Annotated in this window: 14 protein-coding genes; 10 read left to right on the forward strand and 4 right to left on the reverse strand. The window is 72.4% G+C overall.

Features of this window, described 5'->3' with window-relative positions:
* Nucleotide 1: 1 nt before the first annotated feature.
* A complete protein-coding gene (locus tag BOQ63_RS27050; RefSeq protein ID WP_030280924.1) occupies nt 2-607 on the reverse strand; it encodes a hypothetical protein in 606 nt (201 codons plus the stop codon).
* 487 nt (nt 608-1,094) lie between these two features.
* Here BOQ63_RS27050 and BOQ63_RS27055 point away from each other — a divergent pair, with 487 nt between their 5' ends.
* The 6 genes from BOQ63_RS27055 to BOQ63_RS27080 all read left to right on the forward strand — a co-directional run bounded on the left by BOQ63_RS27055 (nt 1,095) and on the right by BOQ63_RS27080 (nt 6,674).
* Nucleotides 1,095-1,949: a bifunctional methylenetetrahydrofolate dehydrogenase/methenyltetrahydrofolate cyclohydrolase gene (locus BOQ63_RS27055; protein WP_030280926.1), complete on the forward strand. Its 855-nt coding sequence runs from the start codon at nt 1,095-1,097 to the stop codon at nt 1,947-1,949.
* A gap of 19 nt (nt 1,950-1,968) precedes the next feature.
* Entirely contained in the window at nt 1,969-2,394 is a 426-nt protein-coding gene (locus BOQ63_RS27060) for a DUF3017 domain-containing protein (protein ID WP_046386795.1), read from the forward strand.
* Nucleotides 2,395-2,591: 197 nt separating this feature from the next.
* On the forward strand, nt 2,592-3,584 hold the full coding sequence (locus tag BOQ63_RS27065; RefSeq protein WP_030280929.1) for a malate dehydrogenase: 993 nt from the start codon (nt 2,592-2,594) through the stop codon (nt 3,582-3,584).
* A gap of 133 nt (nt 3,585-3,717) precedes the next feature.
* A complete protein-coding gene (locus tag BOQ63_RS27070) occupies nt 3,718-5,043 on the forward strand; it encodes a hemolysin family protein (protein WP_030280931.1) in 1,326 nt (441 codons plus the stop codon).
* 30 nt (nt 5,044-5,073) lie between these two features.
* Nucleotides 5,074-6,114, forward strand: coding sequence for a tryptophan--tRNA ligase (trpS, locus tag BOQ63_RS27075; RefSeq protein ID WP_072655106.1), 1,041 nt, complete (start codon nt 5,074-5,076; stop codon nt 6,112-6,114).
* A gap of 65 nt (nt 6,115-6,179) precedes the next feature.
* Entirely contained in the window at nt 6,180-6,674 is a 495-nt protein-coding gene (locus tag BOQ63_RS27080) for a 2'-5' RNA ligase family protein (protein WP_223886048.1), read from the forward strand.
* A gap of 27 nt (nt 6,675-6,701) precedes the next feature.
* Here BOQ63_RS27080 and BOQ63_RS27085 read toward each other — a convergent pair whose 3' ends face one another.
* Together BOQ63_RS27085 and BOQ63_RS27090 are read right to left on the reverse strand one after the other, a co-directional pair.
* Complete coding sequence (locus BOQ63_RS27085) at nt 6,702-9,212, reverse strand: CDP-glycerol glycerophosphotransferase family protein (protein ID WP_051746697.1); 2,511 nt, start codon at nt 9,210-9,212, stop codon at nt 6,702-6,704.
* Between the two features lie 278 nt (nt 9,213-9,490).
* Nucleotides 9,491-13,063, reverse strand: coding sequence for a bifunctional glycosyltransferase/CDP-glycerol:glycerophosphate glycerophosphotransferase (locus BOQ63_RS27090; protein ID WP_030280937.1), 3,573 nt, complete (start codon nt 13,061-13,063; stop codon nt 9,491-9,493).
* Between the two features lie 134 nt (nt 13,064-13,197).
* Between BOQ63_RS27090 and BOQ63_RS27095 the strand changes: the two genes are divergently transcribed.
* Nucleotides 13,198-14,196 carry a glycosyltransferase family 2 protein gene (locus tag BOQ63_RS27095; RefSeq protein WP_030280938.1) on the forward strand — a complete coding sequence of 333 codons (999 nt, stop codon included), beginning with the start codon at nt 13,198-13,200 and terminating at the stop codon, nt 14,194-14,196.
* Between the two features lie 69 nt (nt 14,197-14,265).
* On the forward strand, nt 14,266-15,204 hold the full coding sequence (locus BOQ63_RS27100; protein ID WP_063737974.1) for a YihY/virulence factor BrkB family protein: 939 nt from the start codon (nt 14,266-14,268) through the stop codon (nt 15,202-15,204).
* Nucleotides 15,205-15,231: 27 nt separating this feature from the next.
* Here BOQ63_RS27100 and BOQ63_RS27105 read toward each other — a convergent pair whose 3' ends face one another.
* Nucleotides 15,232-16,449 carry a D-alanyl-D-alanine carboxypeptidase family protein gene (locus tag BOQ63_RS27105; protein ID WP_051746698.1) on the reverse strand — a complete coding sequence of 406 codons (1,218 nt, stop codon included), beginning with the start codon at nt 16,447-16,449 and terminating at the stop codon, nt 15,232-15,234.
* A 146-nt stretch (nt 16,450-16,595) separates the two neighbouring features.
* Between BOQ63_RS27105 and BOQ63_RS27110 the strand changes: the two genes are divergently transcribed.
* Entirely contained in the window at nt 16,596-16,853 is a 258-nt protein-coding gene (locus BOQ63_RS27110; protein ID WP_030280941.1) for an SCO4848 family membrane protein, read from the forward strand.
* A 112-nt stretch (nt 16,854-16,965) separates the two neighbouring features.
* The gene (locus BOQ63_RS27115; protein ID WP_072655108.1) at nt 16,966-18,597 is read left to right on the forward strand and encodes a hypothetical protein; all 1,632 of its coding nucleotides are present in this window, start codon (nt 16,966-16,968) and stop codon (nt 18,595-18,597) included.
* Nucleotides 18,598-18,612: the final 15 nt, after the last annotated feature.

The following is an 18,612-nucleotide window of genomic DNA, read 5'->3' on the forward strand; positions in this document are numbered from 1 at the left end:
GTCAGTACCGCGGCCGGTTGAACCAGTTGACGCCGTCCCGGACGCACATGGCGGTGATCCAGATGACGCAGATCGCGATCCAGATCAGCCCGATGATGATGTTCGCCGTGATCTTGGTGTTGATCCCGCCGATCAGGTCGAGCACGCCGAACAGCGCGGCGATCGAGCCGTAGACGATGGTGGTGATCCGGACACCGTTGCCGCCCTTGCCGAACTTCGCGCCCAGCGTGATGGACAGCGCGGCGGCCAGCGCCCACACGACGCCGATGACCAGCAGGATTCCCATCGCGGCGTGGCCGATCGAGGAGATGAAGTCGTCGCTGCTCGTCGAGGTCTTGTTGACGGCGTCGTTGGCGACCGCGGCCGCGATCAGGCAGAACCCCGCGAGGATCACCTGCACACCGCCGATGACGAACAGCAGCACCCGGGTGGTCATCACCAGGCCCGGCATGACCTGCGGCAGGGCCGGCGCGTAGCCGTAGGCCGGCGGCGGGGCCTGCTGCGGGTAGCCGTAGCCCGGGGCCGGCGGCGGGGCCTGCTGCGGGTAGCCGTAGCCGGGCGCGGGCGGCTGGCCGTACGGGTTGTTCGGGTCGGGCGGGTAACTCATGGATGCCTCCGGGCAGTTGCGGGGACGTGGGGACGGGACGGCGGAGGACCCGGTTGCGGCCGGCGAGTCGGGTCGCCGACGGAACGGGACGGTACCGGAGCGCGGTGACAGCCCGGCGGCGGTGACGGGCGCGGCCGGCTCAGTGCTGTGACGAGCGGGTGATCGGACGCCTGGACGGGCACGGCGCGGTGAGGACGTCGCCGTGGCGGTCTGGCTGTGCGGACTGCTGTGGTCGGATCACTGGCTCTTTCCCCCGGGTACGCCCCGCCGCGGGATCCGTCGGCCCGTCACCGGGCCGGGTCGCGGCAGGGGATGCCCGCATATCGTCATCCGGACGGCAGCGCGCTGTCCAGCCGGTTGTGGGCGCCAGGTCGAGACTGTGGCGCAACCGCAACGTGGTGCGGACCTTCCGTACCCGTCCGGTCGCCCGACCGGCCAGGGGGCCGCCCCGGTACGGGACGCGGTCGCGATCCGGGAGAATGGGGTCATGACTGCCCAGATTCTCGATGGCAAGGCCACCGCCGCCGCGATCAAGTCCGAACTCGCCGCCCGCGTGGCGGCCCTCAAGGCGAAGGGCGTCACGCCCGGCCTCGGTACCGTCCTGGTCGGCGACGACCCGGGCAGCCGCTGGTACGTCAACGGGAAGCACAAGGACTGCGCCGAGGTCGGCATCGCCTCGATCCAGCGCGAGCTGCCCGCCACCGCCACCCAGGAGGACGTCGAGAACGTCGTCCGCGAGCTCAACGCCGACCCGTCCTGCACCGGCTACATCGTCCAGCTGCCGCTGCCCAAGGGCCTGGACCAGAACCCGGTCCTGGAGCTGATGGACCCGGACAAGGACGCCGACGGCCTCCACCCGACCTCGCTCGGCCGCCTGGCGCTGGGCATCGAGGGCCCGCTGCCGTGCACCCCGCTGGGCATCGTCGAGCTGCTGCGCCGGCACGACGTGGAGATCGACGGCGCCGAGGTGGTCGTGGTCGGCCGCGGCATCACCGTCGGCCGTTCGATCGGCCTGCTGCTGACCCGCCGCAGCGAGAACGCCACCGTCACCCTGTGCCACACCGGCACCCGGGACCTCGGCGCCCACCTGCGCAAGGCCGACATCATCGTGGCCGCCGCGGGCGTGCCGCACCTGGTCAAGCCGGAGGACGTCAAGGCGGGCGCCGCGGTGCTGGACGTCGGCGTCAGCCGCAGCGAGGGCAAGATCGTCGGCGACGTGCACCCGGGCGTGGCCGAGGTGGCCGGCTGGATCTCCCCGAACCCCGGCGGCGTGGGCCCGATGACCCGCGCGATGCTGCTGAACAACATCGTCGAGGCGGCCGAGCGCCGCGCCGGCGTCTGATCCCCGAGGGACGGCGAGCATGACTGAACCGCGACCGGCGCGGTCCCGGCAGAGGCCGGTCAGGACCACCGGCACCCTGCCGCCCGAGGGCGCTGCCCCGGCCCTCGGGCGCGACCACGCCCTGCCCGTCCGGCAGTGGCCGATAACGCTGGTCCTGTCGGTGGTCGGTGCCGGCCTCGCGGTCACCTGGTTCGCCGACTTCAAGGACGGCTTCAAGTACGGGCTGCTGATCCTCGGCATCGGAGTGCTGCTCGGTGCCGTGCTGCGGCTGGTGCTGCCCGAGGTCGGGATGCTGGCGGTGCGCAGCCGCTTCACCGACGTGATCGTGCTGGCCTTCCTGGGCGCCTCGATCGTGCTGCTGACCCTGGTGGCGCAGCCGAACCCGTGGCTGGAGATCCCGCTGCTGGACAACATCGGCCAGCTGATCGGCCGGCCCAAGCACTGAGCCGGCCGTCCCGCCGCGGCCCCGCCCGGAACCCGGGCGGGGCCGCGGTGCGTCTGTGACGCATCAGCCACGCCCGCACACGCGGCGTAGGCTTCCCTTTGCGATAACCTGACGCCGGTCTCTCGATGTCGAGAGATCATCCTGGCTCCAGTGCCGGTGTGCCTGGGGCACCTGGCGATTTGCTGGAGAAGGTAGAAATGACCCGCACCCCCGTCAACGTCACCATCACCGGAGCCGCCGGCCAGATCGGCTACGCGCTGCTCTTCCGCATCGCCTCGGGCCACCTGCTCGGTGCCGACGTGCCGGTGAACCTGCGCCTCCTGGAGATCCCGCAGGGCCTCAAGGCCGCCGAGGGCACCGCCATGGAGCTCGTCGACTGCGCCTTCCCGCTGCTGCGGGACATCACCATCACCGACAACCCGAACGAGGCCTTCGACGGCGCCAACGTCGCGCTGCTGGTCGGCGCCCGTCCGCGCACCGCCGGCATGGAGCGCGGCGACCTGCTGCAGGCCAACGGCGGCATCTTCGGCCCGCAGGGCAAGGCCATCAACGACCACGCCGCGGACGACATCAAGGTCCTGGTCGTCGGCAACCCGGCCAACACCAACGCCCTGATCGCCCAGCGCAACGCCCCGGACGTCCCGGCCGAGCGCTTCACCGCGATGACCCGTCTGGACCACAACCGCGCGGTCGGCCAGCTGTCCGCCAAGACCGGCGCCCTGGTCTCCGACATCAAGCGCGTCACCATCTGGGGCAACCACTCCGCGACCCAGTACCCGGACATCTTCCAGGCCGAGGTCGCCGGCAAGCCGGCCTTCGAGGCCGTCGGCAACGACCAGGCCTGGCTGGAGAACGACTTCATCCCGACCGTCGCCAAGCGCGGCGCCGCCATCATCGAGGCCCGTGGCGCCTCCTCGGCCGCCTCGGCCGCCAACGCCGCCATCGACCACGTGTACACCTGGGTCAACGGCACCGCCGAGGGCGACTGGACCTCCATGGGTGTCGTCTCCGACGGCTCCTACGGCGTCCCGGCCGGCCTGATCTCCTCCTTCCCGGTCACCACCAAGGACGGCAAGTTCGAGATCGTCCAGGGCCTGGAGATCTCCGACTTCTCCCGCGCCCGCATCGACGCCTCGGTCAAGGAGCTGACCGAGGAGCGCGACGCGGTCCAGGAGCTGGGCCTCATCTGAGCCCCGGCCCCGCGGCCTTCCCGACGGCCCGCCCCTCCCTCCCGGGAGGCGGCGGGCCGTCGCCGTTCCCGGCCCGCGTCCGGCCACGTCGCTTCCGGCCCCCGTCCACGCCCGCCGCCTACACTGGCCCGCTGTGAACGAAACCCTCGGGGACGCCGCGCTCGTCCTCGTCTTCATCCTGCTGGGCGGGCTGTTCAACGTCGCCGAGATCTCGCTGATCTCGCTGCGGGAGGGCCAGATCCGGGCGCTGGAGGCGCGCGGCACCCGGCGCTCGGCCCGGGCCGCGCACCTGGCCGCCGACCCCAACCGCTTCCTGGCCGCCGTCCAGGTGGGGGTGACCTGCATGGGCTTCCTGTCCGCCGCCTTCGGCGCCGACACCCTGGCCGGCAAGGTCGCCCCTCTGTTCGTCGACGCCGGGCTGTCCCGGGGGATGGCGGACGCGGTCGCCCTGGTCGGGCTCACCCTGGTGATCAGTTACGTCTCGCTGGTGCTGGGCGAGCTCACCCCCAAGCGGATCGGTCTGCAGCGTGCCGAGTCCATCGCGGTGGGCGCCGCCCCCGTGGTGGACGTGATGTCGGCGGCACTGCGCCCGGTGATCTGGCTGCTCGGCCACTCCACCAACCTGATGGTCCGGCTGTTCGGCGGCGACCCGGCGGCCGGGCGCGGCTCGATGAGCTCCGAGGAGCTGCGCGGCCTGGTCGCCTCCAACACCGAACTGGGCAGCGACGAACGAGCGTTGATCGCGGACGTGTTCGCCGCCGGGGAGCGCCAGCTGCGCGAGGTGATGGTGCCGCGCACCGAGGTGACCTTCCTGGACGCCGAACGCCCGCTGGCCGCGGTGCGGCACCAGTCCGAGACCTCGCCGCACTCGCGCTACCCGGTGGTCGAGGGCAGCGCCGACGCCGTGGTCGGCTTCGTCCACGTCCGGGACCTGTACGGCGCCCGCGGCGAGCAGGCCGTCAAGGTCCGCGACCTGGCCCGCCCGGTCAAGCTGCTGCCCGGCACCAAGCGGGTGCTGGAGGCGATGGGCGAGATGCGCCGGGAGGGTCACCACCTGGCCATCGTGGTGGACGAGTACGGCGGCACCGCCGGCATCGTCACCCTGGAGGACCTGGTCGAGGAGGTGATCGGCGAGATCCGCGACGAGTACGACCGGCCGGAGGCCGCCCCTACCCGCCGGCTGGCCGGCGGCGGCATGGAGCTGGACGGCCTGCTGAACCTCGGCGACTTCGAGGAGGAGACCGGCGTCGCCCTGCCCGAGGGCCCGTACGAGACGGTGGCCGGCTGCCTGGTCGCCTCGCTCGGCCGGCTGCCCCGGGACGGCGACCACGCCAGGGTCCCGGTTGAGGGCGGTGGCGCGGTGCTGCTGACGGTGGCCAAGGTGGAGGGCCGGCGGATCGCCCGGGTGAGGGTGAGTGCGGTCACACCGGAGGAGCCTGCTGGGGCGGAGGTTTCCTGAGCGAGCCGGGGAACTGGAACAATGGCGTGCATGGTCAACGCAGCGGTCACTGGTCCCGTCAAGGACCGTCCCCGGGTGCTCTCCGGGATCCAGCCCACCTCCGGCTCGTTCCACCTCGGCAACTACCTCGGCGCGGTGCGCCAGTGGGTCGACCTGCAGAAGGAGAACGACGCCTTCTACATGGTCGTCGACCTGCACGCGATCACCGTGCCGCAGGACCCGGCGACGCTGCGCCAGAACACCCGGATCTCCGCCGCCCAGCTGCTCGGCGCCGGCCTGGACCCGGAGCACTGCACCCTGTTCGTCCAGTCGCACGTGCCCGAGCACGCGCAGCTGGCCTGGGTGATGAACTGCCTCACCGGCTTCGGTGAGGCCTCCCGGATGACCCAGTTCAAGGACAAGTCCTCCCGGTACGGCGCCGACAGCACCACCGTCGGCCTGTTCACCTACCCGATCCTGCAGATCGCGGACATCCTGCTCTACCAGGCGGACGCCGTCCCGGTCGGCGAGGACCAGCGCCAGCACGTGGAGATCACCCGCGACATCGCGGAGCGCTTCAACTCCCGCTACGCCCCGGTGTTCACGATCCCCAAGCCGTACATCCTCAAGGAGACGGCGAAGATCATGGACCTCCAGGACCCGGGCATCAAGATGAGCAAGTCGGCGTCCTCGCCCAAGGGCCTGGTCAGCCTGTTGGACGAGGCGAAGGTCAGCGCCAAGAAGTTCAAGAGCGCCGTCACCGACACCGGCACCGTCGTCTCCTACGACGAGGAGCAGAAGCCGGGCGTCTCCAACCTGCTGCGGATCCACTCCGCGCTCAGCGGCCAGTCGGTCGAGCAGCTGGTCGCGCACTTCGAGGGCAAGATGTACGGCGCCCTGAAGGCCGAGCTGGCCGAGCTGTTCGCCGAGTGGGTGACGCCCTTCCAGCAGCGCACCGGCGCCTTCCTGGACGATCCGGCCGAGCTGGACCGGGTGCTGGCGATCGGCGCCGAGAAGGCCCGCGCGGTGGCCTCCGAGACGCTGGCCACGGTGTACGACCGGATCGGCTTCCTCCCGGCCGCCAAGCGGTGACTCCCCTCACACCCCTGCCCGGTGGTGACGGCGGCCCGCCTTTCCCGGAGGTCGTCACCATCGGCGTGTCCGTCAGCGTTCCGGACCCGTACGGCGCGCGGATCCAGGACGCCCGGGCCGGCCACGGCGATCCGCAGGCGCGCTCGATACCGACGCACGTCACCCTGCTGCCGCCGACCGAGCTGCCCGCCGAGGCGCTGCCGAAGGTCGAGGAGCACCTGGCGGCGGTGGCGGCCGCGCACCGGCCGTTCCGGATGCTGCTGCGCGGCGCCGGCACCTTCCGGCCGGTGTCCCCGGTGGTGTTCGTCCGGGTCGAGCAGGGTGCGCAGGAGTGCCGGCTGCTGGAGGCGGACGTCCGCTCCGGCCCGCTGGCCCGCGAGCTGGCCTTTCCGTACCACCCGCACGTCACGGTCGCCCACGGCCTGCCGGACGACGTGCTGGACCAGGCGTACGAGCAGGCGCGCGGGTTCCGGGCGTCCTTCCCGGTGCCGGGCTTCTCGCTCTCCCGGTTCGACGCGGACGAGGTCTGGCGGCCCTGGCGGGAGTACCACTTCTCCTGAACCGGCCGGCTCCCGCCGCCGGGTGGACTACCCTGCGGCGCGGCCGAGTTCGAGCATCCGGCCGACCACCCGGCCCGCCGCGCCGCCGTCGTCCAGGGCGCAGTGCTCGGCTCGGAAGCGCCGGTAGCGCTCCGCGTAGCCGGGCGGCAACTCCGCTCCGCTGTCGGCGAGTTCGCGCAGCGCACCGAGCAGTTCGGCGGAGTCCGGCACCAGCGGGCCGGGGGCGTTCGGCTCGAAGTCGAAGTAGAAGCCGCGCAGGGTGTCGCGGTAGTGCTCCAGGTCGTAGGTGAAGAAGTAGACCGGGCGGCCGGTGATCGCGAAGTCGAACATGATCGACGAGTAGTCGGTCACCAGCACGTCCGCGATCAGCAGCAGTTCCTGCGGGTCGGGGAAGTCGCCGCAGTCGTACAGGAAGCCGTCGCCGGCGCCCGGCAGCGGGTCGCGCACGTGCGAGTGCGGGCGGACCAGCAGCACGTGGTCCTCGCCGAGCAGCCGGCGGGCGTGGTCGACGTCCAGCCGAAGGTCCAGCCGGAAGCCCTCGCCGTCGCCGCGCCGCTGGTCCTCGCGCCAGGTCGGCGCGTACAGCACGACCCGCTTGCCCTCGGGGATGCCGAGCCGTCTGCGGACCGTCGCGGCGACCCGCGGGTCGGGCTGGGCCAGGACGTCGCCGCGCGGGTAGCCGGACTCCAGGATCTCGCCGTCGTAGCGGAAGGCGCGTCGCAGGATCGGGGTGGCGAACGGGCTGGGGGAGAGCAGCAGGCTCCACTGCGGGGTCTCCCGGTCGAGCGCCTCCAGGTAGCCGTGGTCGGCCAGCCAGGAGTTGTCGACGTCGTGGGCGATCCGCTTCAGCAGCGAGCCGTGCCAGGTCTGCACCACGACCTGGCCCTCGCGGCGCTCCAGGAAGTCCGGGAAGTGGGTGTTGCCGACCAGGTAACGGCAGGTGGCCAGGGCGCGGTACCACTCCGGGCTCCAGATCCGCACCGGGACGACCCCGGGCGGCAGCTCGGCCTGGCCGTCGTCGACCACCCACAGGTGCTCCAGCGGCTCGCCGCGGCGGGCGAGTTCGGCGTGCACCGCGCGCGGGGAGTCGGCGTAGCCGCGGCCGCCGAACACGTCGTACAGCACCGCCTGGCGCAGCGGTTCGCGGCGGAAGGCCGGGTAGTGCTCGGTGCGCAGCCGGTGTTGGGTCCAGGCGCTGCGCTCGGTGGCGTCGAGCACCGGGGTGGAGTCCACCAGCAGGGTGTCGTGCCAGCGGCGCTGCAGCAGGACGTGCTTGCCGCCGGTGGTCGCGGTGGCGGGCAGCGCGGGCAGGACGGCGGCGGCGGCGATCAGCGGCCGGGCCGGGCCGGAGCGGTCGGCCGGCTCCAGGGCGGCCTCCCAGATGCCCTTGCGCAGCGGCAGCACGGCGCCGTCCGAGCCGGTGCGGGTGGCGGGCACCCGCACCCGGAAGCGGCCGTCCGGTCCGGGCTCGACCGGGGTGCGGACCTCGCCCGAAGTGCCGCTGTGCCGCAGGACCAGCTCCAGCCGGTCGGCGGCCGGGTCCGGGCAGTGGCCGGAGAGTTCGAACCCGGCGAAGTGCACCGCGATCCGGTCGACCACTCCGGCGGCCGGCTGGACGCAGACCTGGAGCCGGCCGTCGGCGAGGTGCTTGAGGTAGAGCACCCGGTCCGGGGCGTCCTGCAGCGGGTGCTGGCCGGCCACCGGGCCGCCGCGCTCGTCCAGGCAGAGCTGCTCGGTGCCGCCGTCGGGGCGCAGCAGTTCGGCGTCCCAGTGCTCCAGCGGGCCGCGGCCGCGCCCGTCGGCGGTGAACGGCCGGTACGGCAGGTGGACGGTGAAGGTGTTGCCGGTGCGGGTGAGCGGCTGCTCGATCACCGCGTCGCTCTGCCGGTGGCGCAGCCGCAGCACGGTGCCGGTCGGGCAGTGGTCGGCGGTGCCGGTCAGCCGGATGCCGTCGGCGGCGGGCTCGGCGCCGTCGAGTCGGACGTCGGGGCGCTCCAGCCGCAGCCGTAGCCGGTCGTCCTCGAAGTACGGCTGGAGGCGCACGTCGCGGTCCACCCAGCGGGCCGGCGGGTACTCGCCGGAACCGCACCAGTGGGGGGCGAGGGCGCCGTACTGGCGGCGCAGCCGGGTGGGGCGGGGGCGGGTGAAGAGCGTGGTCTCGATCTGCCAGTCGCCGAGCAGCCAGCGGCCGTCACGGCGCAGCCGGGAGGGTTCCACCAGGGCGGTGAAGCCGGACCAGTCGTGGTTGTGGTCGGGCTGGGCGCTGTCGTCGGTGACCTCGGGCAGCTTGCGGGGCCTGGAGCGCAGGTGCAGGGGCGGCTCGGTGCCGTCCTGGTGGCGCAGGGTCAGCCAGGTCCAGGCCGAGCCGGGGCGTCCGGTGTCCAGGTCCAGCGGGCGGGCGAAGCCGGTGAGCTCGAGCCCGCGGCCGTGCCAGCGGGCCCGCAGCAGTCCGAACACCACGTCCTCGTCGACGGCGGATCGGCCGGCGCTCGCCCGGGGGGCGGCGTGCGGCAGAACGAACCGGGTGAGCGCAGGCATGGTGCGGGGGGCCCTTCGGGGGAGGGGATCCCGGCATGGCGGTGGCCGGGAGAAGCCGCCGTGCCGGAACGGACCGGACGGGGCCGAATCGATATCCCATACCGGGAAGGCACCCCGGGTCAACTGTCCAGTTCGGAGAATTTCCTTTGAAATTTGTTTGGTAAACGTGAGTTCGAGTGCAAAATACACGTAAAGGGCAGTCAGTTCTCAGGAAATTCCCAGGTGGCGCCGAGGCGCCCGGCGCGGATCGCGCCGGGCGCCTCGGTCGGGGCCCGTGACTACTCCTTGCGGAGCATCGCGTCGACCACCCGGACGGAGGCCTTGCCGTCGTCCAGGTCGCAGTACGCCTCGCGGAACGCGGCCGCCTTGTCCGCGTACTCTGCCGCGACCTCGTCCACCCGGGCGAGCGCGTCGACGAGAGCCTCGGAGGTGGGCAGCAGCGGGCCGGGTGCCTCGGCCTCGAAGTCCAGGCTGAAGCCGCGCAGGTTGTCGCGGTAGTGCTCCAGGTCGTGGGTGAAGAAGAACATCGGCCTGCCGGTGTTGGCGAAGTCGAAGATGCTCGACGAGTAGTCGGTGACCAGCACGTCGGCGATCAGCAGCAGCTCCGCCATGTCGGGGTAGCTGCCGACGTCCCAGATGTAGCCGTTGCCGGCGCCCGGGATCTGACCGCACATCATGTTGTGCCGGCGCACCAGCAGCACCTGGTCGTCACCGAGCGCGGCCTTGGCCGCCTCCAGGTCGATCCGCAGGTCGATCTGGTAGCCGCCGTTCGGCCGGCGACGGTCCTCGCGCCAGGTCGGTGCGTACAGCACGACCTTCTTGCCCTCGGGCAGGCCGAGCCGTTCGCGAACCTGTTCGGCCGTCTTCTCCCGGTCGGCCGCGAACAGGAGGTCGTTCCGGGGCGAACCGCTCTCCAGTATCTCGCCCTGGTAATCGAAGGCGCGCCGCAGGACGGGGGCGGACCAGCTGTTGCCGGCCACCATCAGGCTCCAGTTCGGGACCTCGCGGGACAGGCCCTTGAGGTAGTTCGAGTCGGTGAACCAGACCTTCTCGAAGTCGAAGCCGACCTGCTTCAGCGGGCTGCCCTGCCAGGTCTGGAGGACCACCTGGCCGGTCCGGCGGACGAAGAAGTCGGGCAGGTGGGTGCTGGTGACGATGTACTTGGCGGTCGCCAGCGCCTCGAACCACTCCGGGCTCCAGAGCCGGATCGTCCGCGCCGTGCGCGGCAGGTCGGCCTGCATGTCGTCGCTGCCCCACAGGTGCTCCAGCGGCAGGCCGCGGCGGACCAGCTCCTCGTGGATCGCCTTCGGAGAGCCGGCGTACACGCTGCCGTGCCCGGCGTTGTACAGCACCGTGTCGCGCACCGGCAGCCGGCGGGCGGCCGGGTAGTCGACGGTGCGCAGCTGGCGCTGGCGGAAGCCGGACCGCTCCTCGGGCAGCAGCGCCGAGTGCGACTCCAGCGACAGGCCGTCGTGGTAGCGGCGCTCCAGCACGATCCGCTTGCCGCGGGACTGCACCTCCACCGGCAGCGCGCCGAAGCAGGACGGGGAGATCTGCACGTAGCTGTCCGGCAGGGCCGCGGCGTGCTCACCGACCGGACGGAAGAAGACCCGCCACGTACCGGCGGCGAGCGGGACCTGACCGGCGAAGGTGGCGGTCGGCACGGCGGGCAGCGCGGTACGGAACCGGCCGTCCGCGATCTCCACCGGGTAGACGTGCTCCTCCTCACGCCAGTGGTGCCGGACCACCAGCTCCCAGCGGTGCGAGCCGGCCAGCGGGAACGAGCCGCTCAGCAGGAAGCCGTCGGCGCCGCGCGACGACACCTCGTCGACCACCGGCTGCAGCAGCTGGTCGGAGAACTGGAGGTGGCCCGTCGCGGAGGGCTTGGTGTAGATCACCCGGCGCTGATCGGCGGGAGCCTGCGGGTTCAGCGGCATGTGCAGCTGCTCGGGCGCGTTGCGGTCGTCCCAGACCAGCGGCATGACGGTGCCGTCGGCCAGCAGCAGCGCGCTGTTCCAGCGGTCGCGGACGCGCTCGCCGGCCACCGGGTCCAGCTCGGCCCAGGCCTCGCGGACGGCGGTCAGCTCGGCCACCTCGACCGACGAGGTGAACGGCTGCAGCGCGCCGACCGGCGTGCCCAGCTCCACCGGGAAGGTCAGCTCGCGGTCCGACTCGACGTGGGTGAGCCGCAGCCGGGCCCCGGCGAAGCTCGCGCCGGAGCGCGCCGCGCCGGAGACCTCCACCCGGTCGCCGTGCGCGGCCAGGCCGGTCACCCGGGCCTTGACGGTCTCCACCTGCAGGTAGACGAAGTTGTCCCGGACCCAGGGCACGATCCGCACGTCCGGCTCGACCCAGTGCGGCGGGATCGATTCGGCGGTGTCGTGCCAGCCCGCCGAGATCCGGCCCTTGTAGATCCCGCCCTTGCCCGCGCCGGCCACCAGGACGCGCCAGTGGCCGTCCTTCCAGCGGCCGCGGTGCTTGAGCTTCTTCGGGTCGAGGGAGACGGTGAAGCCGGACCAGTCGCAGCTGTACAGGTCGTGGTTGCAGCTCGCGGTCGCCTCGGCGCTGTACTGGGTCTTCATCGGCACCGCGATCACCCGGCGGCCCTTGGCCTCGCGCAGCACCAGGGTGCGGACCATGTCGTGCTTGTTCGCCGCGCCCAGCTGCTCCGGGTAGGCGTGCCCGGTCAGCCGCAGCTTCCCGCCCACCCAGGCGCTGTCGTACAGCCGGCTGCGCATGACCAGCGAGTTGTCCAGCTTGAGCACGTTGGACGGCACGCTCCTGCGCCCACCGCGCAGGAACGGGTAGTCCGCGTACGGCCGCAGCAGACCGCGGGCCTGCACGCCGCCGCCGCTCTCGCCCTCGTACTTGATCTGCTCGACCAGCTCGTCCACCCGGTTCTGCAGGGTCAGGTGGTACTTCAGCCGCAGCGGCGCCCGCAGCTTGCGGACCTGCTCCTGGCCGATCGACCGGAGCAGCCGGCTGACGTGCTGGACGTAGGCGTCCCGGTAGTCCCGGTCGCCGTCCACGACGGACCAGAAGAACATCGGGATCTCCTCGACGAGGGTGTTCTCGTCGTAGGAGCGCAGGTACTCGGCGAAGCGCGGCTCGGTCTGCTTCTTCAGCCAGGCGCGGACCAGCTCCACCGAGGCGACCCGGTCGATCAGGCCCTTCGGGTTGGTGCGCATCTGGGTGATCGACATCTCGCCGACCTCGCGCTCGCGCCAGTGGTAGATCGGCTCGGAGAGCACGTCCACGCTCTTGGCGAGGTAGTGGTGCGGCACGCTGACCGGCGCGTCCTCGTACAGGATGCCCTCGGGGTACAGCAGGCCGGCGGCGTCGAAGAAGGAGCGGCGGTACACCTTGTTCCACGCGGTGCGGTCGGTGACCAGCGCCGGGATCTCGGTGATGTGGGTCTTGAGCCGGGTCTCCTTGAACGGCTTCGAGTGCCCGCCGGACTGGTAGTAGCCCACGGCGCGGAACCGCAGCACGTTGCCGGTGCAGAAGTCCGAGCCGGTCTCGTCCAGCGTGTTGATCATCAGCTCGTACGCGCTGGGCGGCATCGAGTCGTCGCTGTCCACGAAGCACAGGAACTCGGCGTCCGGGTCGATGTGCCGGATACCGGTGTTGCGGGCCGCGCCGAGGCCCTTGTTCACCTGCCGGACCAGCCGGAACCGCGAGTCCTTCGCCGCGTACGCCTCGGCGAGCGCCGCGCTGTCGTCCTTCGAACCGTCGTCGACCATGACGCACTCGAAGTCCGTGAACGTCTGGGCGGCGATCGAGTCGAGGCATTCGACGAGGTAGCGCTCGACGTTGTAGATCGGAACGACGATGGAGAGGCGGGGAGCCATCGGCTACGCAGGCCTTTCTCGGGAGGAGCGTGGCAGCCCGCGAGGGGTCTGGCCGCACTTGGATCGGTGCGTACGTGCGCCCCGATCCTACCTTCCGGGGCCCGGCCCTCCCCGGGCCCACTACGCTGGCCCCCGTGCCCCGCTTCAGCGTCATCGTCCCCGTGTACCAGGTCCAGGACTATCTCACCGAATGCCTCGAATCGGTCCTCGGCCAGGCCGGACCCGACCTCGAACTGATCGCGGTGGACGACTGCTCACCCGACGGCTGCGGTGCGGTGCTGGACGCGGCCGCCGCCGCCGACCCCCGGGTCCGGGTGCTCCACCTGCCGGAGAACGTCGGCCTCGGCCGGGCCCGCAACGCCGGCCTGGAGGTCGCCACCGGCGACTACGTCGTCTTCCTCGACAGTGACGACACCCTCACCCCCGACCTGCTGAAGGCCGTCGACGAGCGGCTCGCCGCCACCGGCGACCCGGACGTCCTGGTCTACGACTACGCCCGGACCTACGCCGACGGGCGGATCACCCGGGCCGCCGCCGGCCACGTCTTCGGCGCCGCCTCCCCGGACGTCTTCGACCTCGCCGCCCGCCCCGACCTGCTCGACCTGCTCCAGGTCGTCTGGAACAAGGCCTACCGCCGCGGTTTCATCACCGAGCAGCAGCTGGAGTTCCCGGCCGGCTACTACGAGGACACCCCCTGGACGTACCCGGCGCTGCTCGCCGCCGACAGCATCACCCTCCTCGACCGGGTCGGCGTGCACTACCGCCAGCGCCAGGAGGGCGGCAACATCCTGGCCACCGCCAGCCGCAAGCACTTCGACGTGTTCGCCCAGTACGACCTGGTGTTCGCCTTCCTCGACCGCCGCCCCGACCTCGACGCCTGGCGCCCGGTCGTCTTCGGGAAGATGCTGCACCACCTCAACACCGTGGTCGCCAAGCCCGGCCGGGTCCCGCCCGGCGACCGCCGCGAGTACTTCCGCCGCGCCGCCGCGCACTGCGCCCGGCTGCGTCCGGCCGGCTACCGCCCGCCCGCCGGCGTGGACGGCGTGCGCACCGAACTGCTCGGCCAGGGCCGCTACACCGCGTACCAGGCCGTCCGCGCCCTCGCGAAGGCCCGCCGACTGGTCAACCGGTAGGGCGGCGACCCGGGTGTCCGGCCCCGCGCCTGACGGCCGTTCGGGGGACGGGCCGGTATAACCGGTCGGGTGGACTTCCTGACCCGCCTTCCGGTCCTGGGCCCGCTCGTGGCCCGGGTGCAGCGCAGCCGCCCGTACCGGGTGTACGAGTACTTCACCGCCGCCCGCGGAAACCGGCTGGCCGGAGCCGTCACCTTCTTCGGCTTCCTCGCCCTGTTCCCGCTGCTCACGGTGGGCCTGGCGGTCGCGGTCGCGACGCTGAACGGCAGCCAGGTGGACGACCTGCAGCACCGCATCTCCGACCAGCTGCCCGGCCTGTCGGACGCGCTCAACCTGCCCTCCCTGGTGGCCAACGCGGGCGCCCTCGGAGTGGTCAGCGGGGCCCTGCTGCTGATCTCCGGCCTCGGCTGGGTGGACACCATGCGCACCTCGATCCGGGACCTCTGGCAGCTGCCCGAGGAGAAGGGCAACGCGGTGCTGCGCAAGGCCTGGGACGTCGTGGTGCTGGCCGGCCTCGGCCTGGTGTCCCTGTTCTCGCTGGCCGCCTCCGCCGCCGGCAGCACGCTCGCCGGGCGGATCGCCGACGCGATCGGCCTCGGCAGCGGCTACCTGCTGACCGGGGTCGGTGTGCTGATCGCCATAGCGTGCGACATGCTGCTCTTCGCCTACCTGCTGGCGCCCTTCCCCGGCATCACCGGACAGCGCCGCCGGGACCTCGTGCACGGCGCCCTGATCGGCGCGGTCGGCTTCGAACTGCTGAAACTGCTGCTCGCCTCCTACCTCGGCTCGGTCGCCGGACGCAGCCTGTACGGCGCGTTCGCCACGCCGGTGGCGCTGCTGCTGTGGATCAACTTCGTCAGCCGACTGCTGATGTACTGCGTGGCCTGGACGGCGACCGCCGATCCGGACGCCGCCCGCGAGCGGACCAGGGCACACGGCCGGGCGCTGCTCGCCGCAGCCGACCGGTCGGAGGCCGCGGCGGGGACGCCGGCCGGGCCGCAGGAGTAGCCCGCCCGCTCGCCTCCGGGCCGGGGGTCAGCACTCGAAGCGGCCCCAGCGGCGGCGGCTCGCCCTACGGCGCCGGACGAGCAGCACGGCGCCCGCCGCGACCACGGCCCCGACCGCCACGGTCGGCCAGCCGACCGGGTCGAGCCCGCCGCCCCCGCCGGTCGGCCGGGTCGCGGTGTCGGCGGCGTGCGGCGGCGGGGCGGGGGTGCCGGTGGCGCCGGGGGTGCCGCCCGCCTGACCGGTCGGCTCCCCGCCGCCGGCCTGCTTCTCCTCGACCAGCCGGCCGACCGGCTGGACCTTGCCCGCTGCGGCGAAGCCCCAGTCCAGCAGCTCGGCAGTCTCGTCGTACACCCGCTGGTAGCTGGCCGGGTGCATCACCGTCACCAGCAGGGTGCGCCCGTTCCGCTCGGCGGCGCCGACGAAGGTCGAGCCCGCGTTGGTGGTGGTGCCGTTCTTCACCCCGATCAGACCGGGGTACTTGCCCAGCAGCCGGTCGGTGTTGGCGATCCCGAAGCTGCCGCGCCGGCCGGTGTTCTTGTCGAGGGCGCCCGGGAACATCGCCTCGCGGGTCGCGCAGTACATGCGGAAGTCCGGGTTGCGCAGGCCGGCCCGGGCGAACAGCGACAGGTCGTAGGCCGAGGACACCTGGCCGTCCATGTCGTAGCCGTCCGGGGATATCACCCTGGTGTCCCAGGCCTGGAGGGCCTCGGCCCGGTCCTGCATCTCGTTGACGGTCCGCCGGATGCCCCCGTTCATGAACGACAGGACGTGCACGGCGTCGTTGCCCGAGCTCAGGAACACCCCCCGCCACAGGTCCTCGACCCGGTAGTCCAGGTTCTCCTTGATGCCGACCAGGCTGCTGCCGGGGCCGATGTTCTGGATCTCCTCGTCGGCGACCCGGTGCACCGTGTTGCGGTCGAACTTCGGCAGCACGGTGTCCGCGAAGAGGATCTTCAGGGTGCTCGCCGGAGGCAGTCGCAGGTGCGGGTTGTATGCCGCCAGGACCTCCCCCGAGGCGGCGTCGGAGACCATCCAGGACTGGCCGGTGAGGTCCCTCGGCAGGGCCGGGGCACCCGCCAGCGGGTTGACCTGGACCCCGGGGAGTCCGAGCCGCTCCCCGCCGACCGCGGTCGACGGGGGCGGCACCTGCGGGGCCGCGACCGCCGCCGGGGCGACGAGCAGAACCGGGAGGGCCGCGGCGACCGCGGCGCACAGCTGCGCGAGGTTGTGACGGGATGTGAGCACGGGGTGACCGTACCCACTGCGGCGCTGCGGCGTGCGCCACACCGTACGGGTCCCTCGCACGAGGGGCCCGCCCTTGGGCCGATCGGCGGCCCGCGCATACTGGGGAGGCGCCCCGCCCCCACATCCACCCCGCCGAGGACCACCCGATGAAGCTCAGCCGCCGCACCTCCTGGTTCCTGACCGCCTTCGGCGTCTGGTCGATCATGATCTGGACGACCTTCGTCAAGAACCTCTGGAAGGACTCCGGCGGCCAGGCCTTCGTGAACGGCGACCACTCCCAGCCGACCGCCTTTTTCTGGATCCACCTGCTGCTGGCGATCACGTCCTTCGTCCTCGGAATCGCCGTCGGCACCGTCGGCCTCCGCGGCCTGCGCGCCGCCCGCCGCGGCCCGGCCACGGACTGACCGCTCGAGGCCCCGCCCTAATCCCCGTTGCCGCCGGCGGCCCCCACTGGCAAGATCCTCACCGCTCGCACGCGCGTACCGGACGCGCTGCTCACAAGGGGTGGGAATCTCCATGACACTTTCGCGTGCCCGCAGACTCGGCGGGGTCACCGTGGCAGTCCTCGCGGCCGGACTACTCACCGCGCCCGTCGCCTCGGCCGTCCCCGGGACGGCGGTCACCGACCCGAAGGCCGTGCCCGCCCCGGGCTTCGCCGCCAGCGGTCTGCACACGGACGCCTGCGACGACTCCACCACCCCCGGCTGGCTGGGCGTGGCCAACCCCGTCCTGACCGTCGCCGCCACCTCACCCCAGGTGCGCTTCAAGGTCTGGGACGACTCGACCCCGGCGCACGACAAGATCGTCGACAGCACCGCGGACGTCACCGCCGGAGCGGCCGCGCTGACCACCGCCGACCTGCTGGACGGCCACAGCTACACCTGGCAGGCCTGGCCCGAGTACTCCCCGGGGAGCGGCAAGCCCGCTCCGGCCTGCCACTTCAAGGTCGACCTCACCCGGCCGGGCCTGTCCGTCTCCTCCACCGACTTCCCGGCGAGCGGTTCCGGCAGCACCCCCGGCAAGTACGCGGGCGAGAACGGCGTCTTCACCCTCACCGGCACCGATGCGGGCTCCGGCGTGGCCTGCTACCAGTACGCGCTGAACGGCACGCTCGGCGTCGGCTGGGACTGCGCCTCCGGCCACACCGTGAAGGCCGGGGCCGACGGCACCGCCCAGCTGACCCTCAAGCCCAAGGACTGGGGCACCAACACCCTGACCGTCCAGGCCATGGACAACGCCGGCAACGTCGGCCAGCCGGTCACGTACACCTTCTACGCGCCGTGGGATCCGCGCCCGAAGCCGGCCGTCCCGGGCGACGTCGACGGTGACGGCGTGCCGGACATCCTGCTCCCGGACGCGCAGGGCAACCTCCAGGTGATCAGCGCCGGCGCGACCGACACCACCCCGTCCTCGACCCTCCCGGCCGCGCTCGCGCCGCTGCACGCCGGCTGGCAGGACGACCAGGTGCTGCACCGCGGCTGGGCCCCGGTCCACGCCCCCGGCGACGACCTGCTGGTGCACCCGAAGGGCAACCCGGGCTTCCTCTACTCCTACGCGAACAACCACCAGGGTGACTTCGGTCAGCAGTACCCGACCCTGGTCCGCAAGCCCGCGTCGAACCGGTGCGTCGACGCGGCCGGGGCCGCGACCCCCTGCCCGCCGGACTACGCCGCCGACTGGTCCTCCTCCGACCAGCTGGTCGCCCTCGGATCCGCCGACGTGCCGTCCGCCCCGGTGCTGCTCTCGGTCGAGCACGGCAAGCTGTACGCCTACCACCCGAGCTTCCGCGGCTACGCGGACGCCCAGCTCATCGCCACCACTGGTGACTGGAGCGGCTACGACCTGATCGCCCCCGGCGCGGACGCCTCCGGCAACCTCACCCTGTGGGCCCGCGAGCGTGCCAACGGCGCCCTGCACGCCTACCCGATCGCCAAGCAGGCCTACAACCTGCTGGACTTCTCCGCCCTCGCCGACCCCTCGGCGAATGTGGTCGCCACCGGCTTCACCACCGCCGCCTACCCGACCCTGGGCAGCTCCGGCGACGGTGACGGCGACGGCAAGCCCGACCTGTGGGCCGTCACGCCCGACCGCCACCTTGTGACCTTCAGCGGCTGGTCCGCGCCGAAGGACCTGGGCGCGCTGCGCTAGGAGAACGGCGAAGGC

This window comes from Streptomyces viridifaciens (genome assembly GCF_001888885.2).
Lineage (GTDB): Bacteria > Actinomycetota > Actinomycetes > Streptomycetales > Streptomycetaceae > Kitasatospora > Kitasatospora aureofaciens.

Bases quoted from the DNA above. Each gene is read 5' to 3' on its own strand.
- BOQ63_RS27060 (WP_046386795.1), top strand. From the start codon at position 1,969: ATGACTGAACCGCGACCGGCGCGGTCCCGGCAGAGGCCGGTCAGGACC.
- BOQ63_RS27085 (WP_051746697.1), bottom strand. From the start codon at position 9,212: ATGCCTGCGCTCACCCGGTTCGTTCTGCCGCACGCCGCCCCCCGGGCG.
- trpS (WP_072655106.1), top strand. From the start codon at position 5,074: ATGGTCAACGCAGCGGTCACTGGTCCCGTCAAGGACCGTCCCCGGGTG.
- BOQ63_RS27110 (WP_030280941.1), top strand. From the start codon at position 16,596: ATGAAGCTCAGCCGCCGCACCTCCTGGTTCCTGACCGCCTTCGGCGTC.
- BOQ63_RS27115 (WP_072655108.1), top strand. From the start codon at position 16,966: ATGACACTTTCGCGTGCCCGCAGACTCGGCGGGGTCACCGTGGCAGTC.
- BOQ63_RS27055 (WP_030280926.1), top strand. From the start codon at position 1,095: ATGACTGCCCAGATTCTCGATGGCAAGGCCACCGCCGCCGCGATCAAG.
- BOQ63_RS27065 (WP_030280929.1), top strand. From the start codon at position 2,592: ATGACCCGCACCCCCGTCAACGTCACCATCACCGGAGCCGCCGGCCAG.
- BOQ63_RS27050 (WP_030280924.1), bottom strand. From the start codon at position 607: ATGAGTTACCCGCCCGACCCGAACAACCCGTACGGCCAGCCGCCCGCG.
- BOQ63_RS27090 (WP_030280937.1), bottom strand. From the start codon at position 13,063: ATGGCTCCCCGCCTCTCCATCGTCGTTCCGATCTACAACGTCGAGCGC.